This is a genomic window from Spirochaeta isovalerica, assembly GCF_014207565.1.
Classification (GTDB): Bacteria; Spirochaetota; Spirochaetia; order DSM-2461; family DSM-2461; genus Spirochaeta_F; species Spirochaeta_F isovalerica.
Genome location: NZ_JACHGJ010000001.1, coordinates 106,938 through 124,752, shown reverse-complemented (window position 1 = coordinate 124,752; position 17,815 = coordinate 106,938). Strand labels below are relative to the sequence as shown.

Below are 17,815 nucleotides of genomic sequence, written 5' to 3'. Positions count from 1 at the left end.
TTACAGACTGTTGCTGATGGAAACGGTATAGGAACCGATTTTATTTTCCGACGAACCGGTTACCGGATAGATTTTAAAAAACAGAGAAGTGCTTTCTCCTGAAAACAAAGGATCGGGTATATCGTAAATCTCCTGATGCGATAACCCCGATATAGGGATGGGAGATGATAAAACATCGTTATAACTGAACTGAATATATAACTCATTGTCTTCAAAGGATGCCGGTTTCTGAATCTCTACAGATACGGCATCTCCCTTATTGCCCTCGTAAATATACCAGTCAACATCGGCTTCCACTCCTCCGTCTCCGTCTCCGAAGGAATAAACAATTGGAGGATAGGATGGATCCTGTACATAAGTTCCGCCAGAAACAGTTTGAATATCATCATCACCAGGCTCACCCGTATCTACAGATGTTGAATAAACACCAAGATGTACGGGACTGGAAGAGCCGTATTCTATACCAGTTTTTACCCATCGAATCTGGTAGTAATAAGGCACATTAACTTCGGGAACACCAGAACCGACATAAACATCGGAATATTCAACAATAGAATCCGAACTTGAGAATCGGGCTATTTCAATTGGCGAATCATTGATATAAGCTCCGCGGTAGACAACGTACTCGTCAGCCTCGACCTGTTTTTCCCAGGATAGTGAAACTCTATCTGTGTATTGAAGCTTGCTGACTTTAATATTTCTAATCCATTCGGTTAGACTTTCAGAAGGATCGGACATAGGCGAAGGAAAGGTTCCAGAGAGACTCTTTACAGCATATTGTACAGTAAGATTTTTTGGATATGACGTATCTGAAAAAGAAGGTGACGTAGCAGTTGAGATTAGTTGGTATTCCTCATAGCCATCTTTTCTGTAAACTTCATAAGCAGTTGCATCAGCTACGGTGACCCAGGTGATTTCAATCCCACCGTTTCCAAAAGCAGCTGAAACTGCATCTGGACACATCAGATCTACAGCTCCTTCTGGAGTTTCCGGACTGGTCAGATTAGAACAGCCGACTAATATTAAAACCGCAGAGAGATTGATTAGTAAAAATAAGTTGTATTTATACATCGATGTAACCACCTTTGATGAAAAATGGGTATAGCGATAGGCTTAAGAGCCCATCGCTTAATTTGAGTAATTTAAATGTGAGTTCTTGTTTTACATACTGAATCATCTGGTTCAGTATTTGATAATGTAGTTTACTGAGACACTGGCAGGAGCTGTTTCATCTCCAGTTCTTGGCTCACCGTTTGCTTTGTCGTCTTTTGGTACTTCCGAATCTACTGTTATTGGAGGGAGATCTAATGTATGTATATGTCTTTCAAAATCCGTCATAGGAGGATATGGTTCATTTGGCGAACCAAGCATTGGCAATGTGCTTGTTGAAAAATGAATATCTCCCGATATTGAAATTCCATAATAAAGATTGTTTGTAGATGTATCGATTGATTCATGATCATGAGTCACTTCATGTTTATGCCCTTGAATCTGATCTTCAATCTCATTGCCAGTCATCCCCCCATCATAGTTAATCCCATTGGCATTTTTCATAGAACCATTCTGACCAGCTCCACGCAGAAAAACACCTCGTAGATCGGGGACATTGAAAGTAAATGAAGAATCCCCTTCTCCATACATTATATTTATTACTGAAAATAACCTTTGATAATCATTTCTGGATACAGCAGCTCCATCACATAAAAGCCATCCATCAGGAATTGAGTCTCCTGCAAAAGGCATTATAGACCCAACAGGTATTATCAAGCCCATTATATCTTCAATCCATCCGTTTACTTCAAGATCACCCTGGATCTGAACCTTGTTATCACTAATTTTTAGAACTTCTTCTTGTGAAAATAATGCAGTAACAGAAAAGATGCAAAATATTACAAGCAAATGATGTTTCATAATGTTTAGCCTTTTTAAAATTTAACTAATTTTTTATAGCATAGTTTATCTTGGATTTCAACTTAATTTTTACTTTTTAATAATCAACTAATTATATTTAAAATCAATAATACAAAGAGATTAAATATTTCCGGGATTCTAACATAAAAAGTTGTATAATGCTCTATTGGTTAGTGAGAGGAATATATTCTCATTTTCCATGCGGCCATCTTTGATGAATCTCTTCTTCATAATAGAGATAACCTGCTCAAGATCCGGTTCCTCAAGGCAAATATTCTAACCTAAACAGTAAATCAATGACTTCAAAGAATTCTCTTGCTGTTCTAGGTATTATTTGTGTTTCTGGGAATACCGTTTTTAACCCATCCCATAGCAATATATGTGGCTTCGTCTTTATCCTGCTATCCTGTTAACCTTGTACAGGTTATATTCTTTGTTTAGGGGTTAAAAAATGGGCATAATAGATGCCATTACGGTTATAAAGCGAAAAACGACCCATACCTGATTCTCCTGTTTTAACAACAGAGACTGTAACATTCAATTAGATAAGACGCCGTTTATACAGTAGCCCCGACTTGGATTTTCCTAATAAAACCCAATACATATGAATTTAACAGGATATGCCCTAAAAGCGCCTGATGGGAATCCCCTCTTCCGCCGGAAACGTTCCGGCTCCCTCCGGGCCGCGTTCATTCGCTTCTGCCCTCGCCCCTGCTCGGCGCTCATTCCCGATCGATTCCCACCTGTTCGGCGATGCAAAAAAAAAGTCCGACCGAAGTCGAACTTTTTCTTAGAGCGCCTGGTGGGAATCGAACCCACGTCATCAGCTTGGAAGGCTGAGGTAATAGCCATTATACCACAGGCGCGTTTCATTTTTACGGGCAAAATACCCTTGCAAAAAGGAATATATCAGAGTCATTTTTTATTGTCAATAGTTAATATTATGAAAAAGCGGCCTCTGAAGAGACCGCCTGTAAAACTTAAACTTCTATAAAATTTATCGGACCTTGAAAGTTTTTTCAGCTTCCTCTTTCAGAAAGAAATCACCTACAACAGTTCTGATTCCCCTGTTAATGCGAACCGTATATTCACCCGGATTGACTGCTTCATCGGCAAAAAAACCGACTCGGCTTCCATTCCAGGCGAAATGACCTTTCACTGAGGGGCTGATGGAGAAAGCGTCAGCAATGTCTCTCTGATACATAGAAGCAGAAAACTCCACTGTTACGAGAGGCTCACCCTCTTTTTGCGATGTTATGATCTTTTCGACCTCCGGTCTGAGCGAGGCGACATCACTTTGGATTGATTCAACTCCGCTTCCCTTATTTGATACGGTTATAACACTTCCGAAAGCCGGAACGTTTACCACGAGATTTCCGTTTACAACCTCCGCGGATTCATCGATTCTATAATGATTTTCTCTATCGCTTCTGAAAATTATATTCAGTTTCTCATTCTCACTTATATTGAGTGACCAGAGAGGAATGGAAACGACCTGCTCTTTCTCATTATTATTCAGAGCCACAATAACTTTGTTCTCATCATTCCATCGACCGTAACTGAAAACACCATCCTGATCAAATTTGAGAGACTGAAGAGACCCGTTTGTCAATGAGGAGTACTCTTTCCTTATCGAAATAATCTCTTTGTAAAAATCGAGCAATTCCTCGTCCTCATTCCCCCAGGGAAAAGCCCTTCTGCTATCCGGATCGGTAAAACCGGCCAGACCGGCTTCATTTCCATAATAGAGAGTCGGAGCTCCAGGCATGGTCATCTGCATGACCGCAGCTTCTTTCATTATACCTTTATTGAGATTCTGATCGGCCAGTTCCGGCTGCGATGTATCGGTAGCGCTTTTCTGTTCATCAACGAACCCGGATGTACGACTGTAAAATCTGGAATGATCGTGATTATCGAGCTGGTTCATAGCTATTTCCATTGAGTTCCACGGCATTTTAGCCATTTTTTCTCTCAAGTCCTGCTCGAAGTTTTTGCTGTTGTTCTTCAGTTCATCCCTATAATAATAGGAATGTTTTTCCAGACCTGTGAAGAAAAAGCTGAGCGGTTCGAAGAAAGCGTCATAATTCATAACAGTGTCCCACTCGTCACCTCTCAGCCAGGCTGATGAATCTCCGTAAACCTCAGCCAGAATAACAGCTTCAGGGTTCACTTCTTTCACTCGCTCCCTCATAGTCCTGTAGAACTGATGATTGTATGAGGTGCTGTGGCCCAGATCGGCCGCGACATCGATTCTCCATCCCTCAACTCCGAATTCAACCCATTTGGCTATGACGTCCATTATGGCATCTTCCAACGCGGGATCGCCTTCGAAATTAAGCTTGGGAAGGGTTTTGAATCCCCACCAGGCTTCATAACTCTCATTATCCGGCCAGTCATCCTCTTCGAAAACATAGTAGTCCGCATAGGGTGAATCGGCTGACTCATAAGCGCCGTCCTCTTCGTAGATATGCTCGCGATCCAACCATTTATTAAATGATCCGCTGTGATTGAATACACCGTCCAGAATGACTTTAATGCCTCTTTTTTCTGCTTCATCAATCAGTTCTTTCAGTTTGTCATTCGATGCCTGAAGGTTTTCGGGATCCGTTGTTCTTTTAATATACCGTTCCGCGTACTGATTGACAGCGCTGGCGTTGCTCATATCGGGGTTCCCGAAGTTGGGATCATCTTCAGGGTTGATGAGCGCCCCTCCGTCATTGACAATCGTTCCCACATGGGGATCGATATTGGCATAATCCTGGGTATCGTATTTATGATTGGACGGCGATACAAACAGCGGATTGAAATAGATTCCGTCAACGCCGAGATCCTGAAGATAATCGAGTTTCTGAATAACCCCGTCAATATCTCCGCCATAAAATTCTCTCGTTCTGTTGCTGCCTTCGGCATATTTCGTCGTTCCGTCGGGGTATTTGTTCCAGTCCTCGACTTTAACGGATGGGAAATTATCGTACATGTATTCATTTGTCAGAACATCATTGGAAGGGTCTCCGTTGTAAAAACGATCGACAAAGATCTGATAAAGAACCGCGCCTTTCATCCATTCGGGAACCTTATAGCCCGGGAAGATTTTGAACTGGTAGGATTGGCGGGGAGCAGACAGCTCAATACCCCTGCGGCTGTAAAACACCTTTTTGTTTTCCTGACCTACCAGAAAATAGTAATAAACAGGTTCATCGGCAGTTTTGATATCTGCGGCGTAATAATCGAAAACGCCATCGCTGGAGCTTAAAATCATTTCCGTTTCGCCCCTGTCCGTGATCAGTTTCACTGTATCCGTAGAATGGCTTTTCACTCTGACCCGAACTGTAACAGGCTCGAAGAGATCGGGCTGTGCGGGAAATCTGTACCGTTCCGTTCCATCTGAATAAATAAAACGGGCTTCAAACCTTTCCAGCGGTCTGCTCAGATCCCGGGAAGTACATGATGCAAAGAACAAAAGAATCAAAACAAACGTAATAGAATATATTTTACCTCTCACTGTAAATCCCTCCCTCTTCTGCCATTGAGGCAGTCCAGCTTATGGTTTTGTCTTTATCGGGTGTAAAGGCGGGATTGCTGTGGTCGTCAGGGTATTCATCAAGCTCAATCCAGGCCATTTTTACAGTCCAGGCCAGTCCGCTTTCATATTCCACGCGATAGGAGTTCCCGTCATCGAAGGCAAAATAGACTTTGCTGTCGGTTTTCTCGAATTTCATTAAAATTGACCAGATTCCATCTCCGGCGGTAACATCGCCGTGTGTTCCATCATCGTACATGGGGTAAGTCGGCCAGCTACCACCGGCAAAAGCCAGCTCACTGTCCGGATCATAACGGAATGTGCCTTTTATAGATAATGGCGCTTTGAAATTTTCACTCTTATGGGTTGAATTAACCCAGACATTTTGTAAGGTCTTCGTATCGACTGTAATCAGAATATCCGCTGTTTTTTTCAATGCTCCTTCGGGAAGTATTGTAAGATCGATCATTCTGCTTTCAATGTTACCGCCGATTGTAACATCGACAGTAATGGAAACGGTTCCGCTGCTTCGGGGTGCAATAAAATCCACTTCCCCTTCAACAGCGCTTTTTCTTATCTCCCCGCCTGTTGTTTTCCAGACGAACTGAGGAAATCCGGTTTTTCCCGAATCTACCCTGCAGGACAAAGGAACAACTTTCCCCACCTCGACTTCCATCGATTCAGCAGTAAGATCGACAAAGGTCTCAGCTGATAATGACATTGTGCAAACGATTGCACTAAAGGTCAAAAAAAAGATCACTCTTTTCATTTATATATTAACTCCTTTTTTACAGCCTGAATATTCCAGGCCGCAATAAAGATTTTCCGTTATAATAGAAGATTTGACAAGTATTTTTCCTAAAGGAAGAAACCGGCAAGCATGGCAACAAAACCGGAGATCAGCAGACATGAGAGGACACCGACGAAAAGACCGAATAACTGGTTCTTCCACCCGGTAAATTGAATTCTCTGTTTTAATCCGGGAACAGTTCGAATCCGACTGATAATGACATTGAAAATCAGAATATGGAACAAGAGCCAGTACAGAACATTACAGATCATCATAACGTAAAATGAATGAAGAAACAGAGTGAGAAAAGGAACGAGCTCTCCGGAAGAGGAAAAGGCTCCGGCAACAGAATATAGGGGAAACCCGATAATAAACATGGCAAAAACAAAACCGGTGATAAAGGTCTGTCTCGATTCCTTTCTCGTTTTAGGCGGAATATCTTTTTTCAATTCATCCGGGAAATCCTGAAGCCAGATTCTGGGATTGATAAGAACGGAAACTAGTATTATCGCTGCAAACCCACCGGAGTAGATTAGTCCGTCATACAATAAATTTAAAGAAAGCATCTGAATTTCCTCCTTTTTGTGTCATATTACATAAGATATTGTTGAAAAACAATAATCATATTTTGACATATATTCTATAATATTACTTAAGGATATTCTTTCATAATGATTTCTGAAACAGATAAAACAGAATATATTCGAGATGAGCTGATTCGAATTTGGGATTCCATGATAGCCGATCCTCAGGCGGCTCTCACTGACTCCCAAAAAATGGAACAGCTCTCCAGGGAAGCCGGTTTTGAAAAGGGGATTAATGATTCCCGCTTTTATCAGAGCTGGTGTCTGATATTTCTTTCAAGATTGAAGGAAGCTGTAGAGATCCTTAATGATTTAGCCGTCAACTTCAAAGATCAACCGTTAAGTGAAGATAACATCAAAATCCTCAATGCTCTGGGAGTGGCCTATAATGATCTCGGGGACAATTCCAATGCTTTTTTCTATTACTCCAGAAGCCTGCAGTTAAGCCGCGAAGCCGGACTGCTCGAACGGGAATTATCAGTTCTAAATAATATGGGTGGCTATTATCTCAGCAATGAAAATTATGAAAAGGCATTGAATCACTTTCTTGAGCTTCTCGATAAGGCTAAATCCAGCGAACAATCCAAAGAGCTTCTTTCCGTTGTCCTCTCCAATACCGGACAGTGTTATTTCAAATTGGGAAATTTGGATAAAGCCGAGAAATTTTTTCAGGAAAGCCGTAATCTGGCGAGGGAGATTCATAGCGGAATAAATGAATCGGAGATTCTTTTCGATCTTGGTAAGCTCTGTGATAAAAAAGGGCTGCATAAAGAAGCTCAGAGTTACTTTGAGCAATCTCTCGAACTTTGCCGTCAAATTGATAATAAAAGGCTGGAGTGCGAAATTTACCTCTACCGTGGCGAAATGCTTCATGATCTTTCCCAATTCGAGAAAGCTCTTGAACTGAGTAAGGAGATAGACAGCAAACAGTTCTATATGGAGGCTTGTAAAAAACTGTCTTCTCATTATGAGAAAACCGGAGATTTCAAAGAAGCTTTCAGATATCTTGATGATGGATACAATATAGAAAAGGAACTGAACAGCATAGCTGCCGAGAAGAAATTTCACAACCTTGAAATGGAATACGAAATTGAGAGGAACCGGAAAAACGCCGAGTTTTTTAAGACTCAGAACATAGAATTGAAGGAATCACTCAATTGGATGACTCTTCTCAACAACATAACAAAAGAGACCTTCGCTTCACTCGATACGAACAGCATCCTTACAAAAGTCTTCGAGAATATCAATCTCCTCATGGAAGTGACTCATTTTCATGTTGTTTTTCACAATAAAAAAGAGAAAACCCTGCAAATTGTTAAAGCCTTTGAAAACGGAAATGAAATTGAACCTTTCAGCTTCACCGATGCTCCGGGAGGCTCATTTGCCGGTTGGTCTATTCATAACAGACAGGAATTACTGATTAGCGACATCGAAAATGAATACAGCCGGTACATAGAGAAAAGAGCTGTTTATGGAAAAGGCCCTCTTGCCCGATCAAGCCTGACTGTACCTATTTTCTTCAGGAATGACGAAGTCGGAGCTATTGCTATACTGAGCCGTCATAAAAATGCCTATAAGAATGAACATATCCATTTTCTGAAGTCACTGGCTTCATTTCTTTCCATTGCCATTGACAATTCCCGTAACTTTGAAAAAGTTAAAGAGCTTAACAGAATCATTTTACAGGAAAAAGACGAACTCGAAGCTGCTAACAAAAAAATAATGGAGCTGGCAACCCATGACAATCTGACAGGTTTGATTAATAGGAGAGTTCTCTATGAACTGCTTGAAGCATCAATGGAGCAGACCCGTCGACGGGGAGAAGTTCTGGCTGTGCTTTTTATAGATCTCGATGATTTTAAGCCTATAAATGATACTTATGGACATAATATCGGGGATAAAGTACTGCAAAAAGTAGCTCTGAAACTCAAGAACGCCGTGAGAACAACGGATTCGGTCGCCCGAATCGGCGGCGACGAATTTCTCATTCTTCTCAATCCGGTTAAAAGCAAAAGCGAAGCCCGAAAAGTCAGCGAAAAAATTCTGAAGCTGATGACTGATGATATCGATATTGAGGACTATAAAATCCATGTGGGTATGAGTATAGGAATCTCCACTTATCCGGAAGAGAACACAACAGCTGAACAATTGATAATAAATGCCGATTCTGCCATGTACAGAATTAAGAAGGGAAACAAAAACGGTATAGGATTTTTTGAAAAAACCTAGTGAGAAACTAACAGGATAGACTGTCGCTGATTAAAATCGAAGAAGTTTTAAATACATCTTCATAATCGGGAACAAAGAGGCTTTCCAGGAATTTAGCCATGGAAAAACCTGCAGCATTGGCAATATCGGGTCGCCCCATCTCCATATACAGGTTTTTATAAGTCATAAGAGCGATAAAGAGAATTTCTTTTTCAGCCAGGCTTTTCAGAAGTGTAATTCGATACTCCTCAGGAAATTCCTCCCATGCCACAGAAGAAAAATCAAAAACAGAGCGCCAATTGAAAAGTTCCGTCGGTCCGGTCAGAACGAAGAGAGAGGGATTGTAAATGATCAGTTCATCGAGAATCTCTTTCAATTCCATTTTGTACTTGTCGATCAAAATACCCTCTTTTAAAAAATAAATAGATATTTATTTTACAATTAAAACGTACAAACACAAGTATTTTTTTATAGAGGAGGCGGATTTCTCCGCCTCCTTCAATTTTCTACTTCAAGAGAATGAACTCGACTCTTCTGTTCTTCCAGGCATTTTCAAGATCGCTGTGAGGTACAACGGGATTTGTCCCGCCTTTGCCTTCCACATCCATCCTGGTTCTTGCAATGCCAAGATCGATCAGACTGGCCTGCACGGTTTCAGCTCTCTGGAGAGACAGCGGCTGAAGTTCTTCTATTTCCTCTTTCTCTGCCAGTTTCTTGTCGTAATATTTGGTACTTGCGGCATTACCTTCAATGATGATCCGGTAACTGGAATACTTTTTAAGGATTTCTGCAATTCGACCTAGAATCTTTTCATTTTTCTCTTTCAGGTCTCCTGCATCATTGTATTCCGCGCTATCGGGTTTAAATGTTATGCTCGAAATCTGTATTTTAAATCTATCCCCTTCCCTTACGACCAGAACATCTACGGGGATGACTCCCTCTACTGTCCTTTTGTTTCCTAACATATCCGTAATCGTAAAGATGTAAGGATAGTCTTCGGCTGATTGGACAAGCTCGCCTTTCATGGACCGTCCGTCCCAGATGATTCTCTCGGAAGGTCTTCCCCGTCCCTGAAAAGATATGAATTCTCTGTTTTTGGGATCATTGATGACCATGGACCAGTCTTTCACGGGACTCAGATCATCAACCGCAATGGAAATGTTTAATTCATCATCCACATTATCATCATCGGGAGAGAAAGGTTTGGGGCTCATGGAAAGCCTGACTTCCGGCGCACTGCTGTCTACCAGGAAAGGAGTGGATTCTATAACCGGATTGTTTCCTTTCGCATATTCAATCGAAAAGACTGCGGTGTACTCCCCTTCAACAACAGTTCCGCTTTCGCTTTTCCCATCCCAGTTCAGTTTGGACGGGATTTCCGACATATCTTCGCTGTCGAAAGTCTTTACGGATCGACCTGCGGTTTTCATTTCCAGTTTCCAGGAATCAATTCCCCTCCGGTTGCTTACTATGATGCTGAATTCCTGATGATTGAGGCCTTCATCGAGCGATGGCGAGAACGCACTGTTTTTGGCAGTCAGGAAGACGGGTGTTTCCTCAGTATCAATGACAAGATTATCAATTACCCGGACAGTCCTGTTGCCTGCCGCATCTTCGCTCCAGACAGTATATTTATATCGGCCGTCTCCGGCGAAGTTACCTGATTCATCATTTCCTTCCCAGTCGAAAGAACTGAGAGAATCGCCCCAGAACCAGCTGCGGACGACTTTACCCGAGCTGTCCGACATTTCTCCGTAAAACTCTTTTTCCCGACCGGAGGTCTGTTTGATGGAAACAAAGTCTTTACGGCCGTCACCATCAGGCGAGAAAAGAGTGTATGAAGCCGAAATATCGATTACGGGACTAACTGTATCGAGTACAAATGTACCCGAAGAGGCGCTTCTGACATCGCCGTTACTGAAGACTATTTGAATTGAGGCCGAATATATGCCGTCAGGAGCCGCAGAGCCGTCGTTTTTCTTACCATCCCAGTTCAACTGACCCAGCAGCGAACGGTTGCCGCTCCAGTTTTTTACAACCTGTCCGGTGCTGTCTTTTACAGCGATTTCATATTTGTCTATGCTGCTTCCTTCTTTTTTAATCGGCTGGAGAGTAATGGCATCTTTCTTTCCGTCCCTGTTCGGAGAAAAGGCATCGAGGTTTACGGAAATAGCCGCTTCCGTTTCGCTATTGTCCAACCGGACAGCTACGATTTGGCTCTTACCGGTATTCCCGGCTTTGTCAGTAGCGGTCAGGTAGTAGTTGTACAAACCGTCTGGAGCAATTTTACCTTCATCATCGCGGCCATCCCAGAGCAAAGTGCTTTCCAGTCCGCTTTTCCAGCTCCACTGTTTGATAACCTTTCCGGAGTTGTCTTCGATTATACCGATCCACTCATCCTCAGCAGATCCCGATTGAGTAAACCGGGCTTCATCCTTATTGTTGTCTCCGTTAGGAGAAAAGATATCATAGGCACTGCTCAGCCTGGCCGAAGGTACGGTGACATCGACATGAAACTCAGGAGACTCAGCTTCCGGATTGTAACCGTTCTGATAGCGGAGGGAGAGTTTCCCCTTATATGTGCTTTCGGAAAGGATGGAATTAAATCTGTTTCTTCCGTTATAGGAAATCGTTTCAGGAATGACACCCCATCCGTCTTCTTTGCTGGAGAAAGTTTTTTCCACAGAACCACCGGTGTTGAGAATATCAAGCTGCCATTCGACTATGCCGGTTTTAACCGGTACATCGAGAGTGAAGACGATTTCCTGCTCTCCCGTTTCACTTGCCGGGGCAAACCAGGCTTTATCAATATAGAGATGAACAGGCGGTTTCTTCGTGTTAACGATGATATTGGAAATAATATTTGCCTCTACGGTTTCCAGGGAATCTTCCATTTCAATAACCGCATAATCATAATTATCTGCTGGAGCCAGTTCCTCTTCAAAGGAGAGATCATCCCAGAATGTCTGATTTTCAACTTCTTTCTTGACCGTATTGCCAGCTTCATCTATGGCAATGACTTCATATTGATACACGCCATCGGGGACAAGGTTACCGTCGTTATCTGTTCCGTCCCAGATCGCATTATCGAGAGTTCCGTACCAGACAAATTCTTTTACGACGTTTCCCGATGCATCGGTAATGACTCCCTTCCATTCTGATTCCTCCGAACCGGATTGCGTAAACTGTATAACATCTTTGTTACCGTCTCCGTCGGGAGAGAAGATCAGATCGGTTCCCTCGATAGAGGAAACTTCTACAGAAGGAGCAACCGTGTCAATTATAAATTTCCCTTGATAGGGTTCTGTATAATTGAGATTGTCATCCCAGAATACTATTTCGAAGTTATAGGTTCCATCGGGAACCATTTCTCCCGAATCTCCTTTTCCATCCCACCGGAATGACTGGGGAACGGCCGTGCCTTCTTTAGCGGAAACAATTTTATGGAACAGGTTTTTGATTGATTCATTTTCCGGCCGTTCGTTTTTGTTGTAAATGGATTTGATGATTTCGCCGCTTTCGTTTTTAATAACAAGAGAATAGCCTTTGATGTGTCGCTCATCGGTCACGGTGATGGGAATAATCAATTCATCCTGAATTCCATCAAAGTTCGGTGATATATAAATTGTTCTGGGGAAATCGACTTCCAGTTCCGGCGGATTGTCATCAAGAACTCCGAAAGGAATGGTCAGTCCGCCTCCGAAAGCCCACAGTCCGTCATAGAGCGGTGCCGCAGCGGCATTGATATTCATTTCGCTGGACCCCAGAAGGTCGGCTTTTTCCTTACCTCCCAGAGGTATTTTCACTGAAACCCCCACCGATGGTATCAGTGTCGTAGCTTCACCGGCGATAGCGTCGCGCAAAGAGAAAGATGATGAAGTTTCGACATTCACAATTCCGGCAATGAGGATGTCTGTTCCCAGATCCAGTTTTAAATCTGTGAATGTGGGCGCTCTTAAATCTCCCGAAACCGACCATCTGAAGTTTTCCTGATCGAAGATGTCAAATCCGGCTCCGGCGCCCAGTGTAAAGTTTCCGGGAATGGCCCTGTCATAACCTGCCGAAGCATCGCCGAATCCCTTACCCATATTGGTTAAACTCGCTCCCCAGCGGAAGTTTTTCATAAAAGCTATCTGACCGGGCAAATGGAGGAAACCCAGGTTCAAACCCAGTCCCCAGTCTGCTGAAGTTGAAACGCCTGCGTCCCAGCCCGCCGAGACATTGATTCCGGCACCGAGGTAGAAATCTGAGTATATTTCTTTGGAAAAAGTGAAATTCCCCGCAAAAACATTCCCGTAATCCATGGTCGAACCGACAATTCTGTTTGTTCCGATCCATCGCAATGATCCTGTCAGGACTCCGTATTTCGTAGGAAATGAGACGCCGGCATTTACGGCATGACCGGCTCCCGCGACAGTCCCCAGTCCCTGCAGATTGATATAATTGATATCTGCTGTGATTCTCTGAAATCCCGCGGCTGCTGCGGGGTTATACATGGTATTGTGGGGTGTATCCATATCGACTATATGGACTCCTCCACCCAGATTCTGTATGGAATAGAGATTAAATACATTATCGCCTGAGGAATGAACCGATTGCCCGAAAAGGGCGGAAACCCATATAATAGAGCAAACCAATGCTGCGATTCTTTTCATTTGTACAATCCTCCTTGGGGATTTTCACATAAATCTTACAGTAAAATAGTATATCGTATAGACTGGTTATATCCAATATTTTCGGTTTTTTGGAGACCTTCAATGAATAAAAAGTGGTATTACGACGATGAATTCTGGATCACCTACGGACCTGTCATGTTTGACAGGGAAAGGAACCGTTCAGCTTCTTACGAAATCGATAATCTGATTATGCTCGCTGATCTAAAACCCGGAGACGCCGTGCTTGACAGCTGCTGCGGCCAGGGCCGTCATTCGTGCATACTGGCCGACCGGGGCATGAAAGTGACGGGAGTCGATATAACACGTCCTTACTTGAAAACAGCGGAAGAAAAGCGCGACCAATTGAATCTCGACATAGAATTCCTACATCAGGATATCCTCGATTTCAGAAGAGAATCCGCATATCGGGCAGCCTTCAACCTCTATAATTCGCTGGGATATTTTGAAGATCCGGACGACGATATGATATATTTCAAAAATGTCTATGATTCGCTCATGGAAGGGGGAAAATTCATTATAGAATGCACGGGTAAAGAAGTCCTGGCCAAAGATTTTCGCGATTGCTTCTGGTATGAATACGACGATTTTAAAATAATGGTGGAATACGCTATCAATCTGAACTGGACGGAACTGGAAACAAGATGGATTTTTCTCAAAGACGGAAATGAAACCGATGCCACTTTCCGGCACAGGATTTTTTCCGCCATGGAACTGGCCGGACTGTTATCAGGTGCCGGTTTTAAAACCATCGAGTTTTTCGGAGATTACGACGGCATTCCATATGACCAGAATGCCCAGCGCCTCATTGCTATCGCTGAGAAATAATGGTAAAGCCGTTGTCCTTCAGTTCAAAAAAGTCGCCCGCACCGGAGGACAGAACAATTTCCTTTTCTTTTGTAACGAAAATAGCTTCTGCTCCATTGATATTTTCAATAAGCTGAAGCCCTTTATCAATCCCCAGCACGAATAGAGATGTGGAGAGCGCATCAGCATCCATTGATTTTTCAGCTATGATAGACACAGATGCCAACTCGTTATCCACTGGATAACCTGTCCAGGGATCCAGGATGTGATGGTATCTCTTTCCTTCGTACATAAAGAATCTTTCGTATATACCCGATGTGACGACCGTGCTGTCTGAAACAGAAACCAGCCCGATATGCCTGCCTCTGTTGTCAAAAGGATTCTGGATTCCGATTTTCCAGGGTTCATTTCCCGGTTTGCTGCCGATTACGACTATATTCCCCCCCAGATTGATAATGCCCCTTTCAACACCCTGTGACAGGAGAAAATCCTTCACCCTGTCGCCGACATACCCTTTGGCAATGGCTCCGAGATCGACTTTCATCCCTTTATTTTCAAGAAAGACTGTTTCCGACTTGTCATCAATAAGAACCTTTGTATAATCGGTCAGACTGCGGACCGGTTCAATCTCCAGGGGATCAGGAGGGCTGACGGCGTCTCCTGTAACAATACCCCAGAGTTCGACAAGCGGCGCGATCGACGGATCGAAGGCTCCACCGGACATTGAAGCGTAATTTAATGCGGCTCCAAGGACTTCGAGAGTATCGGGAGAAACTTTAACAGCCGAAACTCCCGCTGAACGATTCACCTTTGACAGATCGCTGTCAGGCACCTGAAGACTCATGAGCTGTTCTTCTTGAGCGATAATATCGAAAGCCTGATCGAAAAGCTCAACCGGTTCGCTCTTGTCCAGAGAGATGACGCAAACGGTTCCGAGAAGAAGCCGATTATCCGACCGCGGTGAGAACTGCTCCGGAGAGCAGGAAGCTAAAAAAAACAATATAAGGATATACAATAATCCAGAAAAACGGATTTCTACTTTCATAGGGAAAAATCTATCATATTATCTGCTGCAGGAAAAGCTATGGATTTTTTTTCATTTCCCTTAGACCATTGAATATGATAAAATCCCTATATTCTATATGATTTTTAAACCGCATAAACGAACACTCGGTAAGGGAGAAGTCTGATGAGAATCCGACAGAAAATGCTAATAATGGAACTTTCCACAGCTGGAGCTTTTATCATAGCCATCACGCTGTTTCTTGTACTTCTCCAGAATATTGTCAATTTCAAAAATCTTGAAATCGAAACACAGAAAGTACTGAACAAGCTCAATCAGATAAACTACAGAACATCGATGCTGATAAACAGCCGCTCGAATTTTTCCGAAATGGATTATCGATGGCATTCTTCCGTCTCAACCTATACCAGGCATCTTGAACAGTTGAACGACAATCCGGATATGAGGTTACTTGGAAAAAAACTGACTGAAGACATCCTTCATCTTACCACCAGATGGGAAGACATGAAGATGGAAACCCTTGATAATTTCAATAGAACCGTAAAGGAAGTCACGCTAAAAAATCTGAAAATGAAGGTTGGCGACTACACTTTCAATTACGCCCATAACTATGAAAATCTGGCAGAGCTGCTCAACCCTTCGGAAATCGAAGTTCTCGGGACTTTCATTGATGAACAGAGAGACGTTGAAAGAGAGATGATCAGCTACACGACTATAATGAAAACTCTTATCTATGGTATTTCCGTAGAAATTGAAAAGAGAATCGATTTTGCTCTTTATCTGATTCTCGGTCTGCTGATTCTCATTATCGCAGCAGCGCTTGTAACAGCTTTTCTCTATGCGGGAGGTCTTTCAAGGCAGGTAAGGCAGATACAGAATACGGCCAGTCTTGTAACCGCCGGAAACTTCAATGTGAAACTTGATATCCGTTCGAGCGATGAATTCAAAGCCCTCTCAGATAACTTCAACAGCTTTACCGACATGCTCTGGACACGTCTCGATGCGGTTCGGACCATTATGAAGGATATGGCGGAAATCAGCGGCGATATGGACGATATCAAAACAGTAGAACGGGAAATCCTCAATCTGGCGGTAAAGAACTCACAGGCCGATGCGGGGGCTATCTTTTTGTATGATGAGGAAGAACAGATCCTGAGGCCGGCTTTTGTAAAAGGGGATTTTCCACCGCCCTATCCCCTGTCGGCATCCATCACTCAGAATCCGGAGAAGGCCTTTGAACATTTCAGACAGACAGATATCTCTCCCGGAGACAACGTCATAGGGAAGGTCGCCAGTACCGGTGAAGCGATTTTTATTAAAAACGGAGACCAGACCAGAGAGCTGCCGCAGCGGTGGTCAAACGACCCGCTCCACATATCATCTTTCATGGCTATTCCTCTTCTCGTTGCCAACAATGTACTGGGAGTTTTCGCGCTTGCGAAAAAAGAACCTTATGTCTATTTTACAGACTTGAGTTTTACCAATATGAAAACCTTCGGCGAGTACACCGCTCTCTCGATCGACAACAGATACAAATATAATGAGCTCAAAGAAAAATTCGAGCTTTCAAGAGAGCTTTCGATTGCGACAGAGATTCAGCAGGGACTTCGTCTGAACAAGTTGCCGCGCTTTAAAAATTTCGAGATTTCGTCATTTCACAAAACGGCGAAAGGTATCAGTGGGGACTATTACGACATCTTCCGCATATCTGAAAACAAGACAGCTGTTGTTGTTTGCGACGTTGCGGGTAAAGGTATTCCCGCTGCGCTGGTTATGGTAATGATCCGGACCATTCTCAGGGTAATAGCCCATCCCGATAGAGATGCTGGCACGATGCTGACGACACTGAACAACACGATTTCCGGTAAGGTCGGTACGGACCAGTATGCGACAATGGGGATCATGATTATCGATACGAAAACCGGTGAATTGACTTTTTCAAACGCCGCGGACCTGCCGCTCAATATCTACCGTAAGGAAAACGGCCGTTTCAGCAGTTTTAATACTGAAGGCCTGCCGGTAGGAGTCGAAAAGGAAACAGTCTATCCCCAACAGAAGATCAAACTGAATCCCGGGGATATAGCTGCCATTTGTACCGACGGTCTGACTGAAGCCAGAAATATCCACGGAAATGAGTTTTCCATGAAAACGCTTCTCAGGGAAATAAAAAAATACTCTGATAAAGATGCCGGTGAAATTACCGAGATTATCGGGAATGAAATGGAAATATTCATGCGCGGATCTTATATGTATGACGATCAATCTCTTTTAGTTATGAAATATAAAGGTGAATAGTAT

General features: G+C 43.1%; 11 protein-coding genes and 1 tRNA gene. 3 read left to right on the top strand and 9 right to left on the bottom strand.

All coding sequences use genetic code 11. From position 1 onward, the window contains the following. The 6 genes from HNR50_RS00515 to HNR50_RS00490 form a co-directional block, all read right to left on the bottom strand. A complete protein-coding gene (locus HNR50_RS00515) occupies nt 1–963 on the bottom strand; it encodes a fibronectin type III domain-containing protein (protein ID WP_184742333.1) in 963 nt (320 codons plus the stop codon). A gap of 219 nt (nt 964–1,182) precedes the next feature. Then, nucleotides 1,183–1,911, bottom strand: a complete 729-nt coding sequence (locus HNR50_RS00510; protein ID WP_184742331.1) for a phage tail protein — start codon at nt 1,909–1,911, stop codon at nt 1,183–1,185. A 794-nt stretch (nt 1,912–2,705) separates the two neighbouring features. After that, a tRNA-Gly gene (locus tag HNR50_RS00505) sits at nt 2,706–2,777 on the bottom strand. A 131-nt stretch (nt 2,778–2,908) separates the two neighbouring features. Continuing rightward, nucleotides 2,909–5,413 (bottom strand): alpha amylase N-terminal ig-like domain-containing protein, encoded by a 2,505-nt coding sequence (locus tag HNR50_RS00500; RefSeq protein ID WP_221439766.1) that lies wholly within the window; start codon nt 5,411–5,413, stop codon nt 2,909–2,911. Further along, nucleotides 5,403–6,152 carry a choice-of-anchor X domain-containing protein gene (locus HNR50_RS00495; protein WP_184742329.1) on the bottom strand — a complete coding sequence of 250 codons (750 nt, stop codon included), beginning with the start codon at nt 6,150–6,152 and terminating at the stop codon, nt 5,403–5,405. The genes HNR50_RS00500 and HNR50_RS00495 overlap by 11 nt, the downstream gene beginning before the upstream one ends. Before the next feature lie 137 nt (nt 6,153–6,289). Beyond that, a complete protein-coding gene (locus HNR50_RS00490; RefSeq protein WP_184742327.1) occupies nt 6,290–6,787 on the bottom strand; it encodes a hypothetical protein in 498 nt (165 codons plus the stop codon). A 105-nt stretch (nt 6,788–6,892) separates the two neighbouring features. On the opposite strand from HNR50_RS00490, the gene HNR50_RS00485 reads away from it, so the two are divergent. Then, nucleotides 6,893–9,034, top strand: a complete 2,142-nt coding sequence (locus HNR50_RS00485) for a diguanylate cyclase domain-containing protein (protein WP_184742325.1) — start codon at nt 6,893–6,895, stop codon at nt 9,032–9,034. A gap of 7 nt (nt 9,035–9,041) precedes the next feature. Here the strand turns inward: HNR50_RS00485 and HNR50_RS00480 are convergent, their stop codons facing one another. Together HNR50_RS00480 and HNR50_RS00475 are read right to left on the bottom strand one after the other, a co-directional pair. Further along, the gene (locus tag HNR50_RS00480) at nt 9,042–9,413 is read right to left on the bottom strand and encodes a hypothetical protein (protein WP_184742323.1); all 372 of its coding nucleotides are present in this window, start codon (nt 9,411–9,413) and stop codon (nt 9,042–9,044) included. A gap of 106 nt (nt 9,414–9,519) precedes the next feature. Beyond that, nucleotides 9,520–13,668 (bottom strand): FlgD immunoglobulin-like domain containing protein, encoded by a 4,149-nt coding sequence (locus HNR50_RS00475; protein ID WP_184742321.1) that lies wholly within the window; start codon nt 13,666–13,668, stop codon nt 9,520–9,522. A 102-nt stretch (nt 13,669–13,770) separates the two neighbouring features. Between HNR50_RS00475 and HNR50_RS00470 the strand changes: the two genes are divergently transcribed. Continuing rightward, nucleotides 13,771–14,514, top strand: coding sequence for a class I SAM-dependent methyltransferase (locus HNR50_RS00470; protein ID WP_184742319.1), 744 nt, complete (start codon nt 13,771–13,773; stop codon nt 14,512–14,514). Here HNR50_RS00470 and HNR50_RS00465 read toward each other — a convergent pair. Further along, on the bottom strand, nt 14,498–15,538 hold the full coding sequence (locus HNR50_RS00465; RefSeq protein WP_184742317.1) for an FAD:protein FMN transferase: 1,041 nt from the start codon (nt 15,536–15,538) through the stop codon (nt 14,498–14,500). The genes HNR50_RS00470 and HNR50_RS00465 overlap by 17 nt on opposite strands. Nucleotides 15,539–15,682: 144 nt before the next feature. On the opposite strand from HNR50_RS00465, the gene HNR50_RS00460 reads away from it, so the two are divergent. Continuing rightward, nucleotides 15,683–17,812, top strand: coding sequence for a SpoIIE family protein phosphatase (locus tag HNR50_RS00460; RefSeq protein ID WP_184742315.1), 2,130 nt, complete (start codon nt 15,683–15,685; stop codon nt 17,810–17,812). The last annotated feature ends 3 nt before the right edge of the window (nt 17,813–17,815 follow it).

What these genes read in the sequence shown, in the direction of transcription:
- HNR50_RS00515 (WP_184742333.1), bottom strand. Translation starts at nt 963, where the DNA reads ATGTGTCCAGATGCAGTTTCAGCTGCTTTTGGAAACGGTGGGATTGAA.
- HNR50_RS00510 (WP_184742331.1), bottom strand. Translation starts at nt 1,911, where the DNA reads ATGAAACATCATTTGCTTGTAATATTTTGCATCTTTTCTGTTACTGCA.
- HNR50_RS00495 (WP_184742329.1), bottom strand. Translation starts at nt 6,152, where the DNA reads ATGTCATTATCAGCTGAGACCTTTGTCGATCTTACTGCTGAATCGATG.
- HNR50_RS00490 (WP_184742327.1), bottom strand. Translation starts at nt 6,787, where the DNA reads ATGCTTTCTTTAAATTTATTGTATGACGGACTAATCTACTCCGGTGGG.
- HNR50_RS00485 (WP_184742325.1), top strand. Translation starts at nt 6,893, where the DNA reads ATGATTTCTGAAACAGATAAAACAGAATATATTCGAGATGAGCTGATT.
- HNR50_RS00475 (WP_184742321.1), bottom strand. Translation starts at nt 13,668, where the DNA reads ATGAAAAGAATCGCAGCATTGGTTTGCTCTATTATATGGGTTTCCGCC.
- HNR50_RS00470 (WP_184742319.1), top strand. Translation starts at nt 13,771, where the DNA reads ATGAATAAAAAGTGGTATTACGACGATGAATTCTGGATCACCTACGGA.
- HNR50_RS00465 (WP_184742317.1), bottom strand. Translation starts at nt 15,538, where the DNA reads ATGAAAGTAGAAATCCGTTTTTCTGGATTATTGTATATCCTTATATTG.
- HNR50_RS00460 (WP_184742315.1), top strand. Translation starts at nt 15,683, where the DNA reads ATGAGAATCCGACAGAAAATGCTAATAATGGAACTTTCCACAGCTGGA.